General features: G+C 68.8%; 16 protein-coding genes. 11 read left to right on the top strand and 5 right to left on the bottom strand.

Annotation, left to right across the window (positions count from 1 at the left end; translation table 11 throughout):
• Positions 1-46 precede the first annotated feature (46 nt).
• Positions 47-1,078 (top strand): zinc-binding dehydrogenase, encoded by a 1,032-nt coding sequence (locus tag FB475_RS31880; protein WP_420359239.1) that lies wholly within the window; start codon positions 47-49, stop codon positions 1,076-1,078.
• Between the two features lie 473 nt (positions 1,079-1,551).
• On the opposite strand, the gene FB475_RS31875 is transcribed toward FB475_RS31880, so the two are convergent.
• The gene (locus FB475_RS31875) at positions 1,552-3,009 is read right to left on the bottom strand and encodes an ArnT family glycosyltransferase (protein WP_141861242.1); all 1,458 of its coding nucleotides are present in this window, start codon (positions 3,007-3,009) and stop codon (positions 1,552-1,554) included.
• Between the two features lie 32 nt (positions 3,010-3,041).
• Positions 3,042-3,758 carry an SDR family NAD(P)-dependent oxidoreductase gene (locus FB475_RS31870; protein ID WP_141861240.1) on the bottom strand — a complete coding sequence of 239 codons (717 nt, stop codon included), beginning with the start codon at positions 3,756-3,758 and terminating at the stop codon, positions 3,042-3,044.
• Positions 3,759-3,876: 118 nt separating this feature from the next.
• Between FB475_RS31870 and FB475_RS31865 the strand changes: the two genes are divergently transcribed.
• The 5 genes from FB475_RS31865 (at position 3,877) to FB475_RS31850 (ending at position 8,836) form a co-directional block, all read left to right on the top strand.
• On the top strand, positions 3,877-4,962 hold the full coding sequence (locus tag FB475_RS31865; protein ID WP_141861238.1) for a LacI family DNA-binding transcriptional regulator: 1,086 nt from the start codon (positions 3,877-3,879) through the stop codon (positions 4,960-4,962).
• Positions 4,963-5,009: 47 nt separating this feature from the next.
• A complete protein-coding gene (locus tag FB475_RS37935; protein ID WP_238332561.1) occupies positions 5,010-5,228 on the top strand; it encodes a hypothetical protein in 219 nt (72 codons plus the stop codon).
• A gap of 30 nt (positions 5,229-5,258) precedes the next feature.
• Positions 5,259-6,545, top strand: a complete 1,287-nt coding sequence (locus tag FB475_RS31860; protein ID WP_238332560.1) for a sensor histidine kinase — start codon at positions 5,259-5,261, stop codon at positions 6,543-6,545.
• A complete protein-coding gene (locus tag FB475_RS31855) occupies positions 6,542-7,204 on the top strand; it encodes a response regulator (RefSeq protein WP_141861236.1) in 663 nt (220 codons plus the stop codon). Before FB475_RS31860 ends, FB475_RS31855 begins: the two co-directional genes overlap by 4 nt.
• A 132-nt stretch (positions 7,205-7,336) precedes the next feature.
• Positions 7,337-8,836 (top strand): MinD/ParA family ATP-binding protein, encoded by a 1,500-nt coding sequence (locus FB475_RS31850; protein WP_141861235.1) that lies wholly within the window; start codon positions 7,337-7,339, stop codon positions 8,834-8,836.
• On the opposite strand, the gene FB475_RS31845 is transcribed toward FB475_RS31850, so the two are convergent.
• The gene (locus FB475_RS31845; RefSeq protein ID WP_141861233.1) at positions 8,808-9,482 is read right to left on the bottom strand and encodes a DedA family protein; all 675 of its coding nucleotides are present in this window, start codon (positions 9,480-9,482) and stop codon (positions 8,808-8,810) included. The two genes, FB475_RS31850 and FB475_RS31845, sit on opposite strands and share 29 nt — an antisense overlap.
• Positions 9,483-9,668: 186 nt before the next feature.
• Between FB475_RS31845 and thrS the strand changes: the two genes are divergently transcribed.
• Together thrS and FB475_RS31835 are read left to right on the top strand one after the other, a co-directional pair.
• Positions 9,669-11,690: a threonine--tRNA ligase gene (thrS, locus tag FB475_RS31840; RefSeq protein ID WP_141861231.1), complete on the top strand. Its 2,022-nt coding sequence runs from the start codon at positions 9,669-9,671 to the stop codon at positions 11,688-11,690.
• Positions 11,687-12,256, top strand: a complete 570-nt coding sequence (locus tag FB475_RS31835; RefSeq protein ID WP_141861229.1) for an HIT family protein — start codon at positions 11,687-11,689, stop codon at positions 12,254-12,256. Before thrS ends, FB475_RS31835 begins: the two co-directional genes overlap by 4 nt.
• A gap of 1 nt (position 12,257) precedes the next feature.
• On the opposite strand, the gene FB475_RS31830 is transcribed toward FB475_RS31835, so the two are convergent.
• On the bottom strand, positions 12,258-13,208 hold the full coding sequence (locus FB475_RS31830) for a hypothetical protein (RefSeq protein WP_238332559.1): 951 nt from the start codon (positions 13,206-13,208) through the stop codon (positions 12,258-12,260).
• Positions 13,209-13,309: 101 nt separating this feature from the next.
• Here FB475_RS31830 and pgsA point away from each other — a divergent pair, with 101 nt between their 5' ends.
• From pgsA to FB475_RS31815, 3 genes are read left to right on the top strand one after another with little or no spacing between them, the layout of a single operon-like run.
• Positions 13,310-13,966 carry a phosphatidylinositol phosphate synthase gene (gene pgsA / locus FB475_RS31825; protein WP_337678229.1) on the top strand — a complete coding sequence of 219 codons (657 nt, stop codon included), beginning with the start codon at positions 13,310-13,312 and terminating at the stop codon, positions 13,964-13,966.
• A complete protein-coding gene (locus tag FB475_RS31820) occupies positions 13,966-14,832 on the top strand; it encodes a phosphatidylinositol mannoside acyltransferase (RefSeq protein WP_141861227.1) in 867 nt (288 codons plus the stop codon). The genes pgsA and FB475_RS31820 overlap by 1 nt, the downstream gene beginning before the upstream one ends.
• A 10-nt stretch (positions 14,833-14,842) precedes the next feature.
• Positions 14,843-15,940 carry a glycosyltransferase family 4 protein gene (locus FB475_RS31815; RefSeq protein ID WP_141861225.1) on the top strand — a complete coding sequence of 366 codons (1,098 nt, stop codon included), beginning with the start codon at positions 14,843-14,845 and terminating at the stop codon, positions 15,938-15,940.
• Here the strand turns inward: FB475_RS31815 and FB475_RS31810 are convergent.
• Entirely contained in the window at positions 15,933-16,340 is a 408-nt protein-coding gene (locus FB475_RS31810; protein ID WP_141861223.1) for an HIT family protein, read from the bottom strand. The two genes, FB475_RS31815 and FB475_RS31810, sit on opposite strands and share 8 nt — an antisense overlap.
• Between the last annotated feature and the right edge of the window lie 16 nt (positions 16,341-16,356).

The raw sequence follows: 16,356 nt of genomic DNA, 5'->3' as shown, positions 1-16,356 counted from the left end.
GGTGCGGTGTCGGTGGTCGGGTGGCGGTGGTCCGAGGTTGTGTTTGATGGAGGGCGAACAGATGTATGGTTGGGGTCGAACTGTTGGTGTGGGGAAGGGGTGGGTTGTGCGGGGGTTGGAGCAGGTGGAGTTGACGGGGGCTGCCGGGTTGCGGGTGGTTGAGGTTGGGGTGCCGTCTGTGGGGGTGGGGGAAGTGTTGGTGCGGGTTGGGGTGGCGGGGGTGAATTTTGCGGATGTGATGCAGGCGCGGGGAACGTATGAGGGTGGGCCTCGGGTGCCTTATTTGGCTGGGTTTGAGGCTGTGGGGGAAGTGGTTGCTGTGGGGGATGGGGTGGATGCGGGCTGGGTTGGGGAGCGGGTGGTGGGGACGGGGGCCGGTGCGTTTGCTGAGTTTGTGGTGATGCGCGCGGATGAGGTTGTGCGGGTGCCGGACGGGTGGAGGGACGAGGAGGCGTTGGGGCTGGTTCTGAACTGGGCTACTGCGCTGGTTTCGTTGTGGGGGTTGGGGCGGGTCAAGGCGCGGGACTTTGTGTTGGTGCATGCGGCGGCCGGTGGGGTGGGGCAGGCCGCGGTGCGGATTGCCAAGTACTACGGGGCGACGGTCATTGGTACGGCGTCCGTAGGCAAGCATGAGGTGGTACGGCGGCTTGGGGCGGATCATGTGATCCACTACCGCGACGCCGACTTCACGCAGCAGGTGCTGCGGCTGACGGGTGGGCGGGGTGTGGATGTCGTACTCGAGTCTGTGGGTGGCGAGATGTTCCGCCGGAGTGTCGAGCTGGCGCGGCGGGTGACCGGAAAGGTGATCGTCATCGGGGCCGCTGGTGGGGAGGCCGTGGTCAGCAACCTCGAGTTGAACTTCAAGCATCCGGTGCAGGTGATCGGTCAGCACCTGCCGACGACGATGCGCGAGGCGCCGGCGTTGTTCGCCGAGACGATGGGTGAGCTGCGGCGGCTGATCGAGGTCGGTGTGTACCCGCCTGGGACGCCGACCGTGTACGACCTGGCCGACGGTCCGAAGGTGCTCGCTGAGCTCGAGGCGGGCGTAACAGTCGGGAAGCTTGCGCTCAGACCGTGATGGATTGTGCCATCCGGAAGTTCAGCTCCTCGATCGCGAAGGTCGGGTGCGACCGGCGTACTACGCGATCTCGTCCAGCGGGCCGTATCGGTAGGCAGGTGTCGCTGCGGTGCAGGTGCGGCCTGGGTGGGTAGGCGGTGGCCGGGGGAGGAGCGGTGCCAGGTGTCCCTGCAGTCCAGGCGTAGTGCCACTCGGCTTTGCCGGGCGGGGGAGGAGCGGTGCCAGCCGAACTCCGGGCCGTCGGTCGTGTAGGCGGTCGGCAGCGTGGCGTCCAGGGTCAACTGGTTGCACAAGGCAACGGGTCCTATCAGTTGGCGTCGGTCGGCGGGAGACCGTTTGATCGCGTAACGCGCCGGGCGGATGGCCGGTAACACCGAGCGCCACGGCGGCCTACGGCGGCGGGCCGGCGGCGGGCGGTCCGGTCGTTGCGGAGGGGCTGCGGGACGGACGGGAGATCCGGTGGGTCGGGCGCGTCAGTAGTACTGGCGGACCTTTGGCCAGAGGGTGGACCAGGGTTCGGCGGGGGCTGCGCACAGGACTAGGGCGGTGCCGTCTTCGTCGTTCGAGACGATGCTGTTGATCGTGCCGACCTGGTTGCAGTCGCGGAAGTGTGACTCGTAGATCGGGGTCCGCTCCAGTTCGATGAGCAGGACCGGGCCGGTGTTCGTGTCCGGCGGTCGTGCCCACTCGTAGAAGCTCATGTGCGGCGAGTACGGCGACGGCAGCCCGCGCGCAGGCCCGTACCGGAGGAGCGCACCGGCTTCCCCGTAGTTGCCGGCGAAGATCGTCGCCGTCGAGCGCTGATCCGCGGGAACGTGTTGCCACGCGGCCGCCACCGCGTCGGTGAAGGCGGGCCAGCCGATCTGCTCGCCCTGCTCCTTGTTCACCGGGATGACCAGGTCGACCGCGGACGCCGGCAGCACCGGCAACGTGAAGACGGCCGACGTCAGCGCGGTCAGAACCAGTACGACGATCGCGGACCCACGGCGCCGGTCGACCCAGTTGAGCATCGGCTCGCCTCCGGCCGCGACCAGGACGAGCAGCAGCGGCAGCGCGTAGTACGACTTCCCGCCGACCGCGAGTACGACGATGCACAGCACCGGGTACGCCAGCGCAACGGGCCGCGCCCACGACCGCCACATCCGGCGGAACCCCGCGATCCAGAACGGAACCAGGAACGGCGACAACTGCAGGATCTGCAGCGGTACGAACATGATCCGGTTCTCGGTGCCGTCGTCCGAACTGATCCCGCCCGCGACCTTGAGTTGCGGCCAGTCGTGCTGGAACTGCCACACGACGTTCGGCAAGGCGATCAGACCTGCCACGGCAATACCCGCGAGCACCCACCACGACCGCAGCACGCTCCGCGGCCCGACGATCAGCAACGAGACCAGCAGCGCGCCGATCGGCAGCACCACGAGGTACTTGTTCTCCAACGCGATCCCGGCCGTCAGCCCGAGCGCCAGCCACCAACGTCCGTCGCGGGTCCGCAGCAGCTTCACCGCGAACAGCCCGATCAACATCCAGGCCAGCAGGTCGTACGTCGCTGTCGACACCATGTGCCCGACCCCGAGAACGAACCCTGACACCGCCGCGCAGATCGCCGCGAGGACCTGCCCGCGCCGCGCGCTGCCGAATTCGCGGGCCAGCAGGGCGATCACCACGATCGTCACGACAGTGCTCACCGTCGACAGCACCCGCAGCCCCATCACGGTGTCACCGAACACCGCGGTCGACACCCGCGCGATGAACGGCGTCAGCGGCGGCTGGTCGACGTACCCCCAACTCAGGTGCCGCCCCGCGACCATGAAGTACAGCTCGTCGCGGTGGTACCCGTACCGCCCGGACAGCGCGGTCAGCACCACGCCGACGCTCAACGCAACCATCAACACTGGCCGCGCCGCGAAGGCGGGCACCGGAGGGCGGGTCATGCCGGAATCGTGCCAGTCGGAGGGGCCCACAACTAGTCCAGGAAGCGGGGTTGCTGCCCGCGGTCCAGGAGCAGCACGCGACCGGCGGCTGTCTCGTCCGAAACGAAGTCGACGACGGCATCTGTCACTGCCGAAAGCGGCACCAACTCAGGACCACGCTCGGCGGCCGGCAGTGCGTCGCGTTCGCGCAGTCCGCGAGGTGTCGCGACCCAGTCCGGGACGACACAGTTCACCCGCACCCCGTGACTCGCGTGCAGCGGCGCCAGCGTCGCGGTCAACCGGATCAGCGCTGCCTTGGCCGCGCTGTACTCCGGCGACACATGTGGCTCGAACCCCAGCCCCGCGGTCGATCCGACGTTGATCACCGCACCGCCACCCGCCGCCTGCATACCGGGCAGCGCGAGTTGGGTCGTCAGCATCGGCGCCCTGAGGTTCACCTCCAGCGAGGCCGTCCAGCGAGCAACTGGAGCGTCCGGGAAGCACGGCTTGAGGACCGCGCCGCCGCCCGCGTTGTTGACCAGGATCTGCGGTTGACATGCCATCAGGTCGCGGACGGCGTCGTCGTCGCGCATGTCCACCTCGACGAACCGGGCGGTCGGCCCGATCAGCCGGCAGGTTTCCTTACCGCCGGCGGCATCGAGGTCCGCGACCACCACCGAGGCACCCGCCTCCGCGAGGCGGACGGCGATGGCGCGCCCGATGCCCACGGCGGCACCGGTGACGACTGCTGTCCTTCCGCTGATGTCCATGCCCGTCACCCTGCCACCCGCCGCCGACAGTTCCCGGATATCGGGCCTACCAGCCGGTCCGGCACGTGTCCGGGGATGATTTGATATGACAAGCGGGGAGTTGTGGAGAGGACGGGCTGTGGCGCTGCTGTACGAGCGGATTTGTGCTCACGTGCTGGAGCAGCTCCGGCGGGGTGCGTTGCGGCCGGGGGACCGGGTGCCGTCCGAGATGGAGCTGGCGGCCGAGTTCGGGGTCAGCCGGATCACGTCCAAGCGCGCCCTCGAGGTACTGCGGGAAGCCGGCCTGGTGGAGCGTGTCCGCGGCAAGGGCACCTTCGTCGTACGGCGGCTGCCTGATCTGGCCGACCTCACCGTCCCGCTCCGCCACACGCCGCGCCGGGAGGCGCGCTCGATCGCGCTGATCGTTCCGAGCATGTCCGAGGCGTTCGGGCTCGACCTGCTGAACGCCATCGAGGAACGTTGCACGGAGTATGGCGTCCAGCTGGTGGTACGGCGTACGCACGGCCGCCAGACCGACGAGGAGAAGGCCGTCGACTCGCTGGTGGCGACGATGGACGGCCTGATCGTCTTCCCGGTGTACGGCGACTTCTACAACGCCAGCCTGCTGCGGCAGGTGCTCGACGGATTCCCCGTCGTACTGGTCGACCGCCACCTGTCCGGCATCCCGGTGGCCGCGGTACTCACCGACAACGTGGCTGCCGCGCGGGCGCTCACCGCGCGGCTGCTCGACCAGGGCCACGAACACATCGCGTTCGTGTCGCCCCCACCCGTGAACACGTCCTCGATCGAGGACCGCCTGGAAGGTTTCCGTTCCGCCTTCGTCGGCCAGGGACATCGTGGCCGGCCGCACGAGCTGATCGATCTGCGCAGCACCATTCCCGGTTCGACGACGCCGGAGAGCGTGCACGCGGAGATGGACGTGATCCGCGCTTTCCGCGACCGGACGCCTGAGGTGACGGCGTACGTCGCCTGCGAATACAACCTGGCCCGGATGGTCGACAGAGCGCTGGGCGGTGACCGCGTGGTGGCGTGCTTCGACTCCCCGGGCGACTCGATCGGCGGACCGCCGTACCTGCACGTCCGGCAGAACGAGCTGGAGATGGGCCACCAAGCTGTCGACCTGCTGCTCGCCCAGCTGCGCGGTGAGCAGGTGCCGAACCTGACCTACGTACCGTTCGAGCTGATCGACGCCGAGCAGACCTGACTTTCGGCAGTACGGCGGCGGCGCCGCGACTGTGTAGCGTCTACGCCATGAAGTGGCGGCTCCTGGGGGATGTAGGTCTGTGGGCCGCGCTGAGCTTCCTCGTGCTCGGTGAGAGCGGCGCCCGCAACGACCCGTACTGGTACCGCGCCCTCTGCATCGCCGTACTCGCCCTGGCCATCGCCAGCCGTCGCAAGTGGCCGTTGGCCGCGCTCGCCCTGATCTCGTGGACAGAGATCCTGGTCCTCGCCTTCGCGCTCGGTACGTAGAACGGCGTGCAGATCGCACTGATACCAGCCGTGAGCTTGCTGAGTTACCTGGCCGGCCGCAGAGAGACCCAGCTCAAGCACTTCGTTCTCCTGTGCACCCTGTCCTTGCTAGGCATGTTCGTACTCGCCCTGACACAGCTCCTGGCATCCGAAGCGATCCTGACGTGGCTCATAACGCTTCTCTCGTCACTACTGGTCGTCGTGCTGCCCTGGCTCATCGGTCGATACCGTGCACAGCAGGTGCTCCTGGCAACTGCAGGCTGGGACCGGGCAGAGCGCTTGCAACTGGAGATCGACCAGGAACGTCTCCGCGAGCGCTCCCGGATCGCCGAGGACATGCACGACTCCGTGGGCCACGAGCTCAGTCTCATCGCACTACGAGCGGCAGCCCTCGAGCTGGACCCGTCCTTGCCCGAGCAGCATCGTCGGGCGGCAGGGGAGCTGAGAGAGTCAGCAGCCACGGCCACGGAGCGACTCGGCGAGATCGTCGGCGTACTGCGTGACCAAGAGGCATCCACGAGACCGCATGACGAAACAGTGCGAGCGCTGGTGGACCGAGCCGCAGCCTCCGGCCTGTCCGTGCAGCTGACAGAGCGCGTAGACGACGCACTGGCGCCCATGGTGGACCGGGCGGTACACCGCGTGGTCCAGGAGTCCCTGACCAACGCCAGCAAACATGCGCCAGGCGCGACCGTCACCGTCAGCATCACGAAGCGCAACAACCACGTCTACGTGGACATCAACGACACAGGAGCCACCAAGCCAGTCCTTGCCCCGTCAGGAGGCCGTGGACTCGACGGGCTCAGGGAACGAGTCCGTCTGGCGGGCGGATCGCTGTCAGCTGCGCCACGACCAGACGGTGGTTTCCAGGTCACTGCGACGATGCCCTGTGCCGGCGGCCGCCCTGAGCCACTCACCGCCGCAGCGGAGCGAGCAACCGTACGGCGCAGCGCTCGGCGCGGGCTGATCACCGCGATCGCCGCCCCGGTACTACTAGGTGGCCTCATCGGCGCGGTTGCCCTCGGCTACTACCTCCTGGCCGGCTACAGCGCGATCTTGAGACCCGCGGAGTACGACCGGATCAGCATCGGCCAGCCGGAGGAGGAGGTGGCCAAGGTGCTCCCACGGATGCAGATGATCGACGCGCCCGCAGAGGGCTACACCCCGCCCGCCGGCTGGTCCTGCCACTACTACCGGCCGGCGCCTCCGTTCACCAGCAACTACGTGTACCGCCTGTGTTTCGCGAACGGCGCACTGGTCGCCAAGACCGTCGTACAGAGCGGCTCTGTCCCACCGACCCCGGAAGGCAATCGATGATCAGGGTGATGCTCGCCGACGACGAGGCGATGGTGCGGGCCGGTGTCCGCGCGATCCTCGGCACCGACGACGAGATCGAGGTCGTGGCCGAGGCGGCCGACGGCGTCGAGGCGGTGGAAGCGGTACGCCGGCACCGCCCGGACGTCGCCGTCCTCGACATCCGAATGCCCCGGATGGACGGGCTCGCGGCAGGTGTGGAGATCCGGCGGACCGTGCCGGAGACGGCGGTCGTCGTACTCACGACGTTCTCCGAGGACGCGTACATCGCCCGCGCGCTCGGCGACGGCGCCAGCGGGTTCCTGCTGAAGTCGGGCGATCCGCGTGAGCTGATCGCGGGGCTGAAGGCGGTCGCCGACGGAGCCGCGTACCTGTCCCCGAAGGTCGCGCAGCGCGTGATCGCGGAGCTGAGCGCCGGCGCGGGCGGCGGAGCGATGGCGCGTACGGCGGCCGCCAAGGAGCAGGTCGCCGTACTGACTCCGCGCGAGCTGGACGTCCTCGGTCTGGTCGGCGCCGGCCTGTCGAACGCAGAGATCGCTGCGCGGCTCTACCTGGTCGAGGGCACTGTCAAGGCGTATGTGAGCGCGATCCTGCAACGTCTCGGCGTGAAGAATCGGGTCCAGGCCGCGATCGTGGCCTACGAGGCGGGTCTCGTCAGCTGACGCTCCGGGTGGTGACGTTGTGAGGACACCCGGTCATGGGATAGTGGAGCCTCCCGGAGACCTCACCTCCGGGACACCCAGCAAGCTCCAGGGGCCCACCCGCCCCCTCTGACAGAATCGGGGATCCAGGTCGTGACCGACTCGCACAACTCCGGACAGCACAAGGACCGGGAAGCGGCGGCGGCCGAGGTCCGGAGAATGTGGCAGCCGACCCCCTCCTGGACCCAGCCGGACGACAACGAGGCCGTCGAGGAGAAGACCGAGGACGCTGACCAGCCGGTCGACCAGCCGGTGGGCGCGCTGTCCCAGGACTTCCCGGCCGACTCGTGGGCCGCCAAGCCGGTCGACCAGCCTGCGCCGTGGACGCAGCCGCAGGCCGGCCAGCCCACGCCGTCCTGGACGCAGCCGGTGCCTGATTCCGCGGCCTCCTCCTGGAGCCAGCCAGAGGCAGAGGACGACGAGGACGAGCCCCAGAAGTCAGAGGACACCCCGGTCTTCGGTGGCTCCTCCTTCCAGAGCCAAGAGCCCCCCACGCCGCCTGCCCAGCCGCAGGCGGGTCAGCCCGGACAGCCGGGACAGTTCCAGCACGGCCAGCCGAGCCAGGCCCCGGGGCAACTGCCACAGGGTCAGCCCCTTTCCCCGGCCGCGCAGCACTTCTTCCCGCAGGGCATCCCCGGCCAGCAGGCTCCGCAGCAGAACCTGTCCTTCCGCACCGACGATCTGATCCAGGCCCTGCCGCTGCCGCGCGAAGCCCCCGCCGAGCGCGGTGTCCGGAGTGTGCTGAGGCTCCGCCCCGGTACGCAAGAACGCTCCGAGCGGCTCGCCCGCGCGACCGCGGCGACGGCCTTCCGCCGTCCGGTGACGATCGTCGTCGCGAACCCGAAGGGCGGCTCCGGCAAGACGCCGACCACCCTGCTGCTGTCCGGCGCGCTCGGCCAGGCCCGGGGTGGCGGTGTGGTCGCGTGGGACAACAACGAGCTACGCGGCAACATGCACCTGCGTACGCACGACACCAACAGCCGGTCCACGGTCACGGACATGCTGCAGGCGATGCCGATGCTGACCCAGCCGGACGCCCGGCTCGGTGACGTCGCGGCCTACCTGCGGCACCAGGTCGCCGGGCAGTACGACGTACTGACATCCGCGACCACGACGTACGCGCAGATCGAGGCGAAGGACTTCGACCAGATCCACCGCCTGCTGAGCAGGTTCTACAAGGTGCTCGTTATCGACACCGGGAACAACGAGGGCTCCAGCAACTGGCGCGAGGCGATGAAGGCGGCCGACGCCCTCGTCATCCCGATCAAGTGGAAGAGCCTGTCCTGCGCGGCCGCCGTACAGATGCTGGAGGAGCTCGACAACCAGGGCCCCGAGGCGCAGCGGCTGATCCGCCGCGCGGTGATCGCGGTCTCGAACGGTCCCGGCGACGTGAACAAGGACGTCGAGAAGCAGCTCCGGCCGTACTTCGAGTCGCGGGCGGCCGCGGTCATCGACATCCCGACCGACATGCACATCGCCGCCGAGGGGCCGCTCGACCACTCCGCCCTGCAGCCGGCCACCCGCCGCGCCGCCCTGGAGTTGGCCGCGAAGGTCTCCGAGCAGATCACGATCGCTCTGAATACTCCACGCTGACCTCCGGCTCGAGCTGAGGGTTGACCTGAGGCTTGACCTGAGGTTGAGACCTGCGCCGCAGGCGGTGGCGGACCAGCTCGACGATCAGCGTGACCGCCAGCGCGAGGCCGATCCCGAGGACAACCCCCTTGAGCGGGTTGTCCTCGAAGGCCTTGCCGCCGATGTAGCCGACCAGCGTGCAGTACAGACCCCAGCTGATCGCGGCCAACCCGGCGAACGGTGTGAAGCGGCGCAGTGGGTAGCGGACCGAACCCATCGTCAGGGTGATCGCTGTGCGGCCCCCCGGGATGTAGCGGGCCACGACGAGGACAAGTTCTCCGCGTTCCTCCAACGCATTGCGAGCCCAGAGCACCGCAGCAGCCCGGCGAGTGCCCGGTTTCACTCGGTCCAGCAGCCGGCCGCCGGCGCCACGGCCCAGCAAGTAGGACACGTGGTCGCCCAGGAATGCACCCAGCGCCGCCACCGCGATGATCAGGTACAGGTTCGGTTCGCCCGTGGAGGCGGCGAAGACGCCGGCTGTCACCACCAGGGTCTCGCTCGGGATCGCGGGGAAGAACCCGTCCAGCGCGGCGAAACCCCACAGCGCGAGGTAGATCCACCACGAAGACATCAGTTCACCGGCGAAGTGCAGGATCGCGGAACTCATCCACGTCCTCGCTTCGCTCCGGGCGCGGATGAGGCACAAGTCACGCTGTGTTGGATGATGACCTCGCTTCGCTCGCTCATACCCACGAACCTAGAAATCGCGGCGGTCCGGCACATCTGACCACCGGCTGGTCCGACCCCCTACTTTCGTTGTCGATACCATCTGCTCGTGAACGAAGGAGCGAACGTGCCCGAAGTCAAGATCCACCTGATCGGCGTCGAAGGCGAGGCCGAGCGCAGCGTCAGCGAGACGACGACGATCGGGGAGCTGTTCGCCGGGATCTTCGGCCAGGACCGCTCCGCCATCGCCGCCCGCGTCAACGGTGAACTGCGGGACCTGTCCCGCGTGGTCCAGGACGGCGACCAGATCGAGCCGGTCAAGGCGGCGTCCGAGGACGGCCGCGCGATCATCCGGCACTCGACCGCGCACGTCCTCGCCCAGGCCGTGCAGGAGCTGTTCCCGGAGGCGAAGCTCGGCATCGGCCCGCCGGTGGAGAACGGGTTCTACTACGACTTCGACGTCGAGACGCCGTTCACGCCGGAGGACCTGACCAAGCTCGAGAAGAAGATGCAGCAGATCATCAAGGAGCGGCAGCGGTTCAGCCGCCGGGTGGTCACCGACGAGGACGCGCGCGAAGAGCTCAAGGACGAGCCGTACAAGCTCGAGCTGATCGGCATCAAGGGCTCCGCGGCGGACGCGGCCGAGGGTGCGAGCGTCGAGGTCGGCGGCGGCGAGCTGACCATCTACGACAACGTACGGCGTGACGACTCGGTCGCCTGGAAGGACCTGTGCCGCGGCCCGCACGTGCCAGCCACGGGGTACCTCGGCAACTTCAAGCTGATGCGGACGGCGGCGGCGTACTGGCGCGGCAGCGAGAAGAACCCGCAGCTCCAGCGCATCTACGGCACCGCGTGGGAGTCCAGGGACGAGCTGAAGGCGTACCTGACCCGCCTGGAGGAGGCCGCCAAGCGCGACCACCGCAAGCTCGGCACCGAGCTCGACCTGTTCAGCTTCCCGGACGAGATCGGCTCCGGCCTCGCGGTCTTCCACCCCAAGGGCGGCGTGCTGCGCAAGGTGATGGAGGACTACTCCCGTCAGCGGCACATCGAGGACGACTACGAGTTCGTCTACTCGCCGCACATCACCAAGGGCCAGCTGTTCGAGACCTCGGGCCACCTGGACTGGTACGCCGACGGCATGTACCCGCCCATGCACCTCGACGAGGAGCGCGGCGCGGACGGGCAGATCCGCAAGCAGGGCCAGGACTACTACCTGAAGCCGATGAACTGCCCGATGCACAACCTGATCTTCGCGGCCCGCGGCCGGTCGTACCGCGAGCTGCCGCTGCGGCTGTTCGAGTTCGGCACCGTGTACCGGCTGGAGAAGTCCGGCGTCGTGCACGGCATGACCCGCGCGCGTGGCTTCACCCAGGACGACGCGCACATCTACTGCACCCGTGAGCAGATGCGCGACGAGCTGCGGAACCTCCTGACGTTCGTGCTCGGCCTGCTCGCGGATTACGGTCTCGACGACTTCTACCTCGAGCTCTCCACCAAGAACCCGGACAAGTTCGTCGGCTCCGACGAGGTCTGGGAGGAGGCCACCGAGACGCTCCGGGAAGTTGCCGAGGGCTCCGGTCTCGAGCTGGTCCCGGACCCGGGCGGCGCGGCCTTCTACGGCCCGAAGATCTCGGTCCAGGCCCGGGACGCGATCGGCCGGACCTGGCAGATGTCGACGATCCAGCTGGACTTCAACCTGCCGGAGCGGTTCGAGCTGGAGTACACCGCGCCGGACGGCTCCCGGCAGCGGCCGGTGATGATCCACCGCGCGCTGTTCGGCTCGATCGAGCGGTTCGTCGCCGTACTCACCGAGCACTACGCGGGCGCGTTCCCTCCGTGGCTGGCCCCGGTCCAGGTGATCGGCATCCCGATCACCGACGGGCACGTCGACTACCTGTTCGAGGTCGCCAAGCAGCTCAAGGCGCAGGGGATCCGGGTCGAGGTCGACGCGTCCGACGACCGGATGCAGAAGAAGATCCGGAACGCCCAGAAGGCCAAGACGCCGTACATGCTGATCGCCGGCGACGACGACATGACAGCCGGCTCGGTCTCCTTCCGGTACCGCGACGGCACCCAGAAGAACGGCGTACCGATCGCCGACGCGGTCGCGGAGATCGTCGACGCGGTCAAGAAGCGCGTGCAGGTATGACGGATCACCCCGACTCGCCCTACACGCCGCAGGAGCTGGCGCCGCAGGACGGTGTCGGGGTGCCGGACCCGTTCCTGCGGCTGTGGACGCCGCACCGGATGGCCTACATCGAGGGCGAGAACAAGCCCACGAGTGCGGAGGCCGGCTCGGGCTGCCCGTTCTGCCGGATCCCGAGCTTGCCCGACGCCGACGCTTTGATCGTGCACCGCGGCGACGCGGCGTACGCCGTCCTGAACCTGTACCCGTACAACCCCGGGCACCTGATGGTCGTGCCGTACCGGCACGTGGCCGACTACACCGAGCTGACCGACGCGGAGGTCCGCGACGTCGCGGACCTGACCCGGCAGGCGATGCAGGCGATCCGTACCGTCTCCGCGGCGCACGGGTTCAACATCGGCATGAATCAGGGCGAGATCGCCGGCGCCGGGATTGCCGCCCACCTGCACCAGCACGTGGTCCCGCGCTGGGCCGGTGACATGAACTTCATGCCGGTGATCGCCAACACCAAGGTTCTTCCGCAACTGCTGCCGGACACCCGCGCACTGCTGGCGAAGAACTGGCCGTAGCTCAGCGGATGAACAGCGGGAGCAGCGGGTCGACGATGGTCGTCAGGGCGTCGAGCGTGACCTCCCGCGGCGGGTTCGTCAGCGCGGTCACCCGGACCACCCGTTTGCCCTGGCGGAACACCAGTTCACCCGCGTCCGGGAGGTAGTACCCGGGCTGTCCGAGCGGCGCGAACACCGGTGCCGGTACCCGGTCCGCCTCCGGGATCGTCGACTGGTTGAACGCCTCCACGATCGACACCGTTGCGTCGAACGTCCCCCAGATGCAGGTCAGCGCGCCGCGCACCCGGTAGTCCCGCCGCAGCTGGACCTGCAGTTGGACGAACCGCTCTGCCGCCGCCGTCGACAGCTGGCAGGTCGGGTCGGCCTGCCGGGCGGGTCGCAGTTGCTTCGGTACGGCGGCCCGCACGGCGAGCGCGATCGCGACGGCCCGGGCGCGCTCGATCCCGTCGGCGGGATCACGGTCGATGCCACCGGCCGGCATGATCCGTACCGCGCGGTCCGCCACCTGGAAGACGATCCGCGACTCGCTGATCGTCGCGTCCGGCCCCAGCTCCGGGAGCGAATCGACGCTGCCGGGATTCTCGACCAGCCGGCTGAGCGTGTCGGGCTGGACCGGCAGGGCGCTCACGCCGATCGTGACCGGCCGGTCCCCGAGCAGTAGCGTGCAGAGGTCCATCGCGGGTAGTCCGCCGTCGTTCCAGGCGTACGGCTTCGCGGTCACCGGTCCGCGGAACCGGGCGGTGAGCGTGCGGGTGATCGCCGTACAGACCTGTGGCCCGGGTGCTCCGGAAGTACCGTCGAGCCCTTCGGCCTGTGGGGGAGCGATCACGGTGGGGACGACAGCCGCGGGAGCAACCGGGGCCGGTGCGGTGCCGTTGGCGCGCTGGGCGACCGAACAGCCGGAGGCGGCCAGCAACGTCGCGACGGCGCCGACCAGCAGGCTGCGACGCATCCGCACCACCTCCTCACTGGATCCAGCATCGCGCGGAAGAAGCTCGCGCGCAGTGTGAATTCAGTGCTGAGACGGTGTCCGGTCACCGAACGGTGATCCGGGTGAACTACGATCGCGTCGCCATGCTTAACAGATTCCGGCAGTTCTGGACCAAGGTGATCACGCCGATCGCCACTCTCCTGCTCAAGCTCGGCGTGAGCGCCGACATGGTCACGCTGGTCGGCACCATCGGGGTGTCCGCCGGGGCGCTGATCTTCTTCCCGGGCGGTCACCTGTGGCTCGGCGTCGTGGTGATCACCTGCTTCGTGTTCTCGGACCTGATCGACGGCTACATGGCCCGGACCTCGGGGACGTCGTCGAAGTGGGGCTCGTTCCTGGACTCGACACTGGACCGGATCGCCGACGGCGCGATCTACGGCGGCCTGGTGATGTACTACGCGAACTCGCAGGCCGGCGACTCCACGCTGATGGCCGCGGTGACGCTGTGGGCGCTGGTGATGGGCGCGGTCACGTCGTACGCGCGAGCCAAGGCGGAAAGCCTCGGTCTGAAGGCCAGCGGCGGGCTCGCCGAGCGCGCCGACCGGCTGGTGTTCACGCTGATCCTGGCGTTCTTCTCGGACGTCTTCAACCTGCCGATCCTGCTCGAGCTGGTGATCTGGTACGTCGCCGCCGCGAGCACGATCACGGTCGTCCAGCGCTCGCTCTCGGTCCGCAAGCAGGTCCTGTCCGACCCCGCGAAGAACGACCTCGACTCCTGATGGAAGGTGTCCGGCAGCGCGCCGTCGACCTGGCGTTCGCACTGGCCTGGATGCTGGTACGGCGGCTGCCCGAGCGGACCGTGACGTGGCTGTTCACGAAGGCGGCCGATCGAACCTACGCCCGCAACGGTCGAGGCGTACGGCGCCTGCGCGGCAACCTCGCCGCCGTCCGCCCGGACGCCACCGCCGCGGAACTCGACGACCTGACCCACGCGGGGCTGCGGTCGTACCTGCGCTACTGGCAGGAGGCGTTCCGCCTGCCGGAGTGGTCCGACGAGGAGATCGTCGGCCGGGTCCGAACGGTCAACGAGAAGCTGCTGCGGGACGCGTACGCCGCCGGCCAGGGTGTGGTCTGTGCGCTGCCGCACCTCGCGAACTACGACCACGCGGGCGCCTGGGCCGGGCTGACCGGGATGCCGGTGTCGACGGTCGCCGAGCGGCTGCAGCCGGAGTCGCTGTTCGACCGGTTCATCGCGTACCGCAAGAAGCTCGGCATGGAGGTCCTCCCGCTCACGGGCGGCGAGCATGACGTCACCGGCGTACTCACGGAGCGTCTGCGCGCCGGTGGATTCGTCTGCCTGGTCGCCGACCGCGACCTGTCCGAACGTGGCGTACCGGTGACGTTCTTCGGCCGCCCGTCGCGGATGCCGGTCGGGCCGGCCGCGCTGAGCCTGAAGACCGGCGCGCCGCTGATCCCCGCGACCCTGCACTACGACGGCCCCGACCTGGTGATCACGTTCCACGACACCGTCGAGCCGGCCACTGCGGCCGAGATGACTCAGCGGTGCGCTGACGCCTTCGCTCAAGGGATCGCCGAGCACCCGCAGGATTGGCATATGTTGCAGCGGATCTTTCTCGAGGAGTAACAATCTTCCCGTGAGGATCGGCGTGGTGTGCCCGTACTCGCTGGGCACTCCCGGCGGGGTACAGAACCACGTCCGCGACCTCGCCGAGGCCCTGCTCGCCGTCGGTCATGAGGTATCGGTCCTGGCGCCCGTCGACGACTCCGGCAACATCCCGTCGTACGTGGTCTCCTCGGGCCGCGCGGTTGGTGTCCCGTACAACGGGTCGATCGCCCGCGTGACGTTCGGTCCGCGGACGGCGGCCCGGGTGAAGAGCTGGCTCGCCGAAGGGGATTTCGACGTCGTCCACGTCCACGAGCCGACCACGCCGAGCGCGTCGATCATCGCGCTGTGGTCCGCGGACGGGCCGTTCGTGGCGACGTTCCACACGTGGCAGGTGCGATCCCGGGCGATGAGTGTCGCCTCGAGCCTGCTCCGGCCGGCGCTGGAGAAGATCGACGCGCGGATCGCGGTGTCCGAGAACGCCCGCTCGATGATGGTGCAGCACATCGGCGGCGAGGCGGTGGTGATCCCGAACGGCCTCTACACCACCCGTTTCAAGGGCAGCCCGCGCGCGGAGTGGATGGGCGAGGACGGCACGATCAGCTTCCTCGGCCGGTTGGACGAGCCACGCAAGGGCCTCGGCGTACTGCTGGACGCCGTACCGGCCCTGCTCGCCGAATGCCCGCGGCTGAAGATCCTTGTCGCCGGGTCCGGCCAGGCCGACGAGGCCCGTCGGTCGCTGCCGTCGCGCTACCGCGAGAACGTGCTGTTCCTCGGGGCGATCGACGACGAGGCCCGCGCGGACATGCTCGCCGGGTCGGACGTGTACGTCGCCCCGCACCTCGGCGGTGAGAGCTTCGGGATCGTGCTGCTGGAGGCGATGGCGGCGGGTGCGCCCGTGCTCGCGAGCGATCTGCCCGCGTTCCGGCAGGTGCTGGACGGCGGGCGGACGGGGGAGCTGTTCGCGCCGGGAGACGCGGGAGACCTGGCTGCCAGGGCCCTCTGCTTGCTACGCCGTCCCGTCGAACGTGAGCGGCTACGGTCGGCCGGGTTGGCCGCCGTACCGAAGTACGACTGGTCTGTCTTGCTGCCGGAGCTGCTGTCGGTGTACGAGCTCGTCGCTAGATGAGCTTCGCGTGCACGGCCTTGATCTCGTCGAGGTCGCCCGACTCGGGCTTCCACGGCAGCACCATCGGGTCGTCGGGGTAGCGCGGGATCACGTGCAGGTGGGTGTGGAAGACGCTCTGCCAGGCGTCCGCGCCGATGCAGCTCAGCAGGTTCGCGCCGGTCGCGCCGTCGAGGCGGTCGATCACCCGGCTGACCATCGACTGGGCGAGGGACATCGCGGCGATCAGGTCCTCGGGCGCCGCCTCGCGCAGATCGGTGGAGTGCTCGCGCGGGATCACCAGCAGATGACCGGGCGTCGCCGGGGCGATATCCATGAACGCGATCGCCCGATCGGTCTCGGCAACCCGGGTGGACGGGATGGTTCCGGCCACGATCCCGCAGAAGATGCAGTTCTCGCTCATCCCGACAGGCTATACA

This window comes from Kribbella jejuensis (genome assembly GCF_006715085.1).
Lineage (GTDB): Bacteria > Actinomycetota > Actinomycetes > Propionibacteriales > Kribbellaceae > Kribbella > Kribbella jejuensis.
The sequence above is the reverse complement of the archived record's forward strand: the minus strand, read 5'-3'. Positions and strand labels throughout refer to the sequence as shown.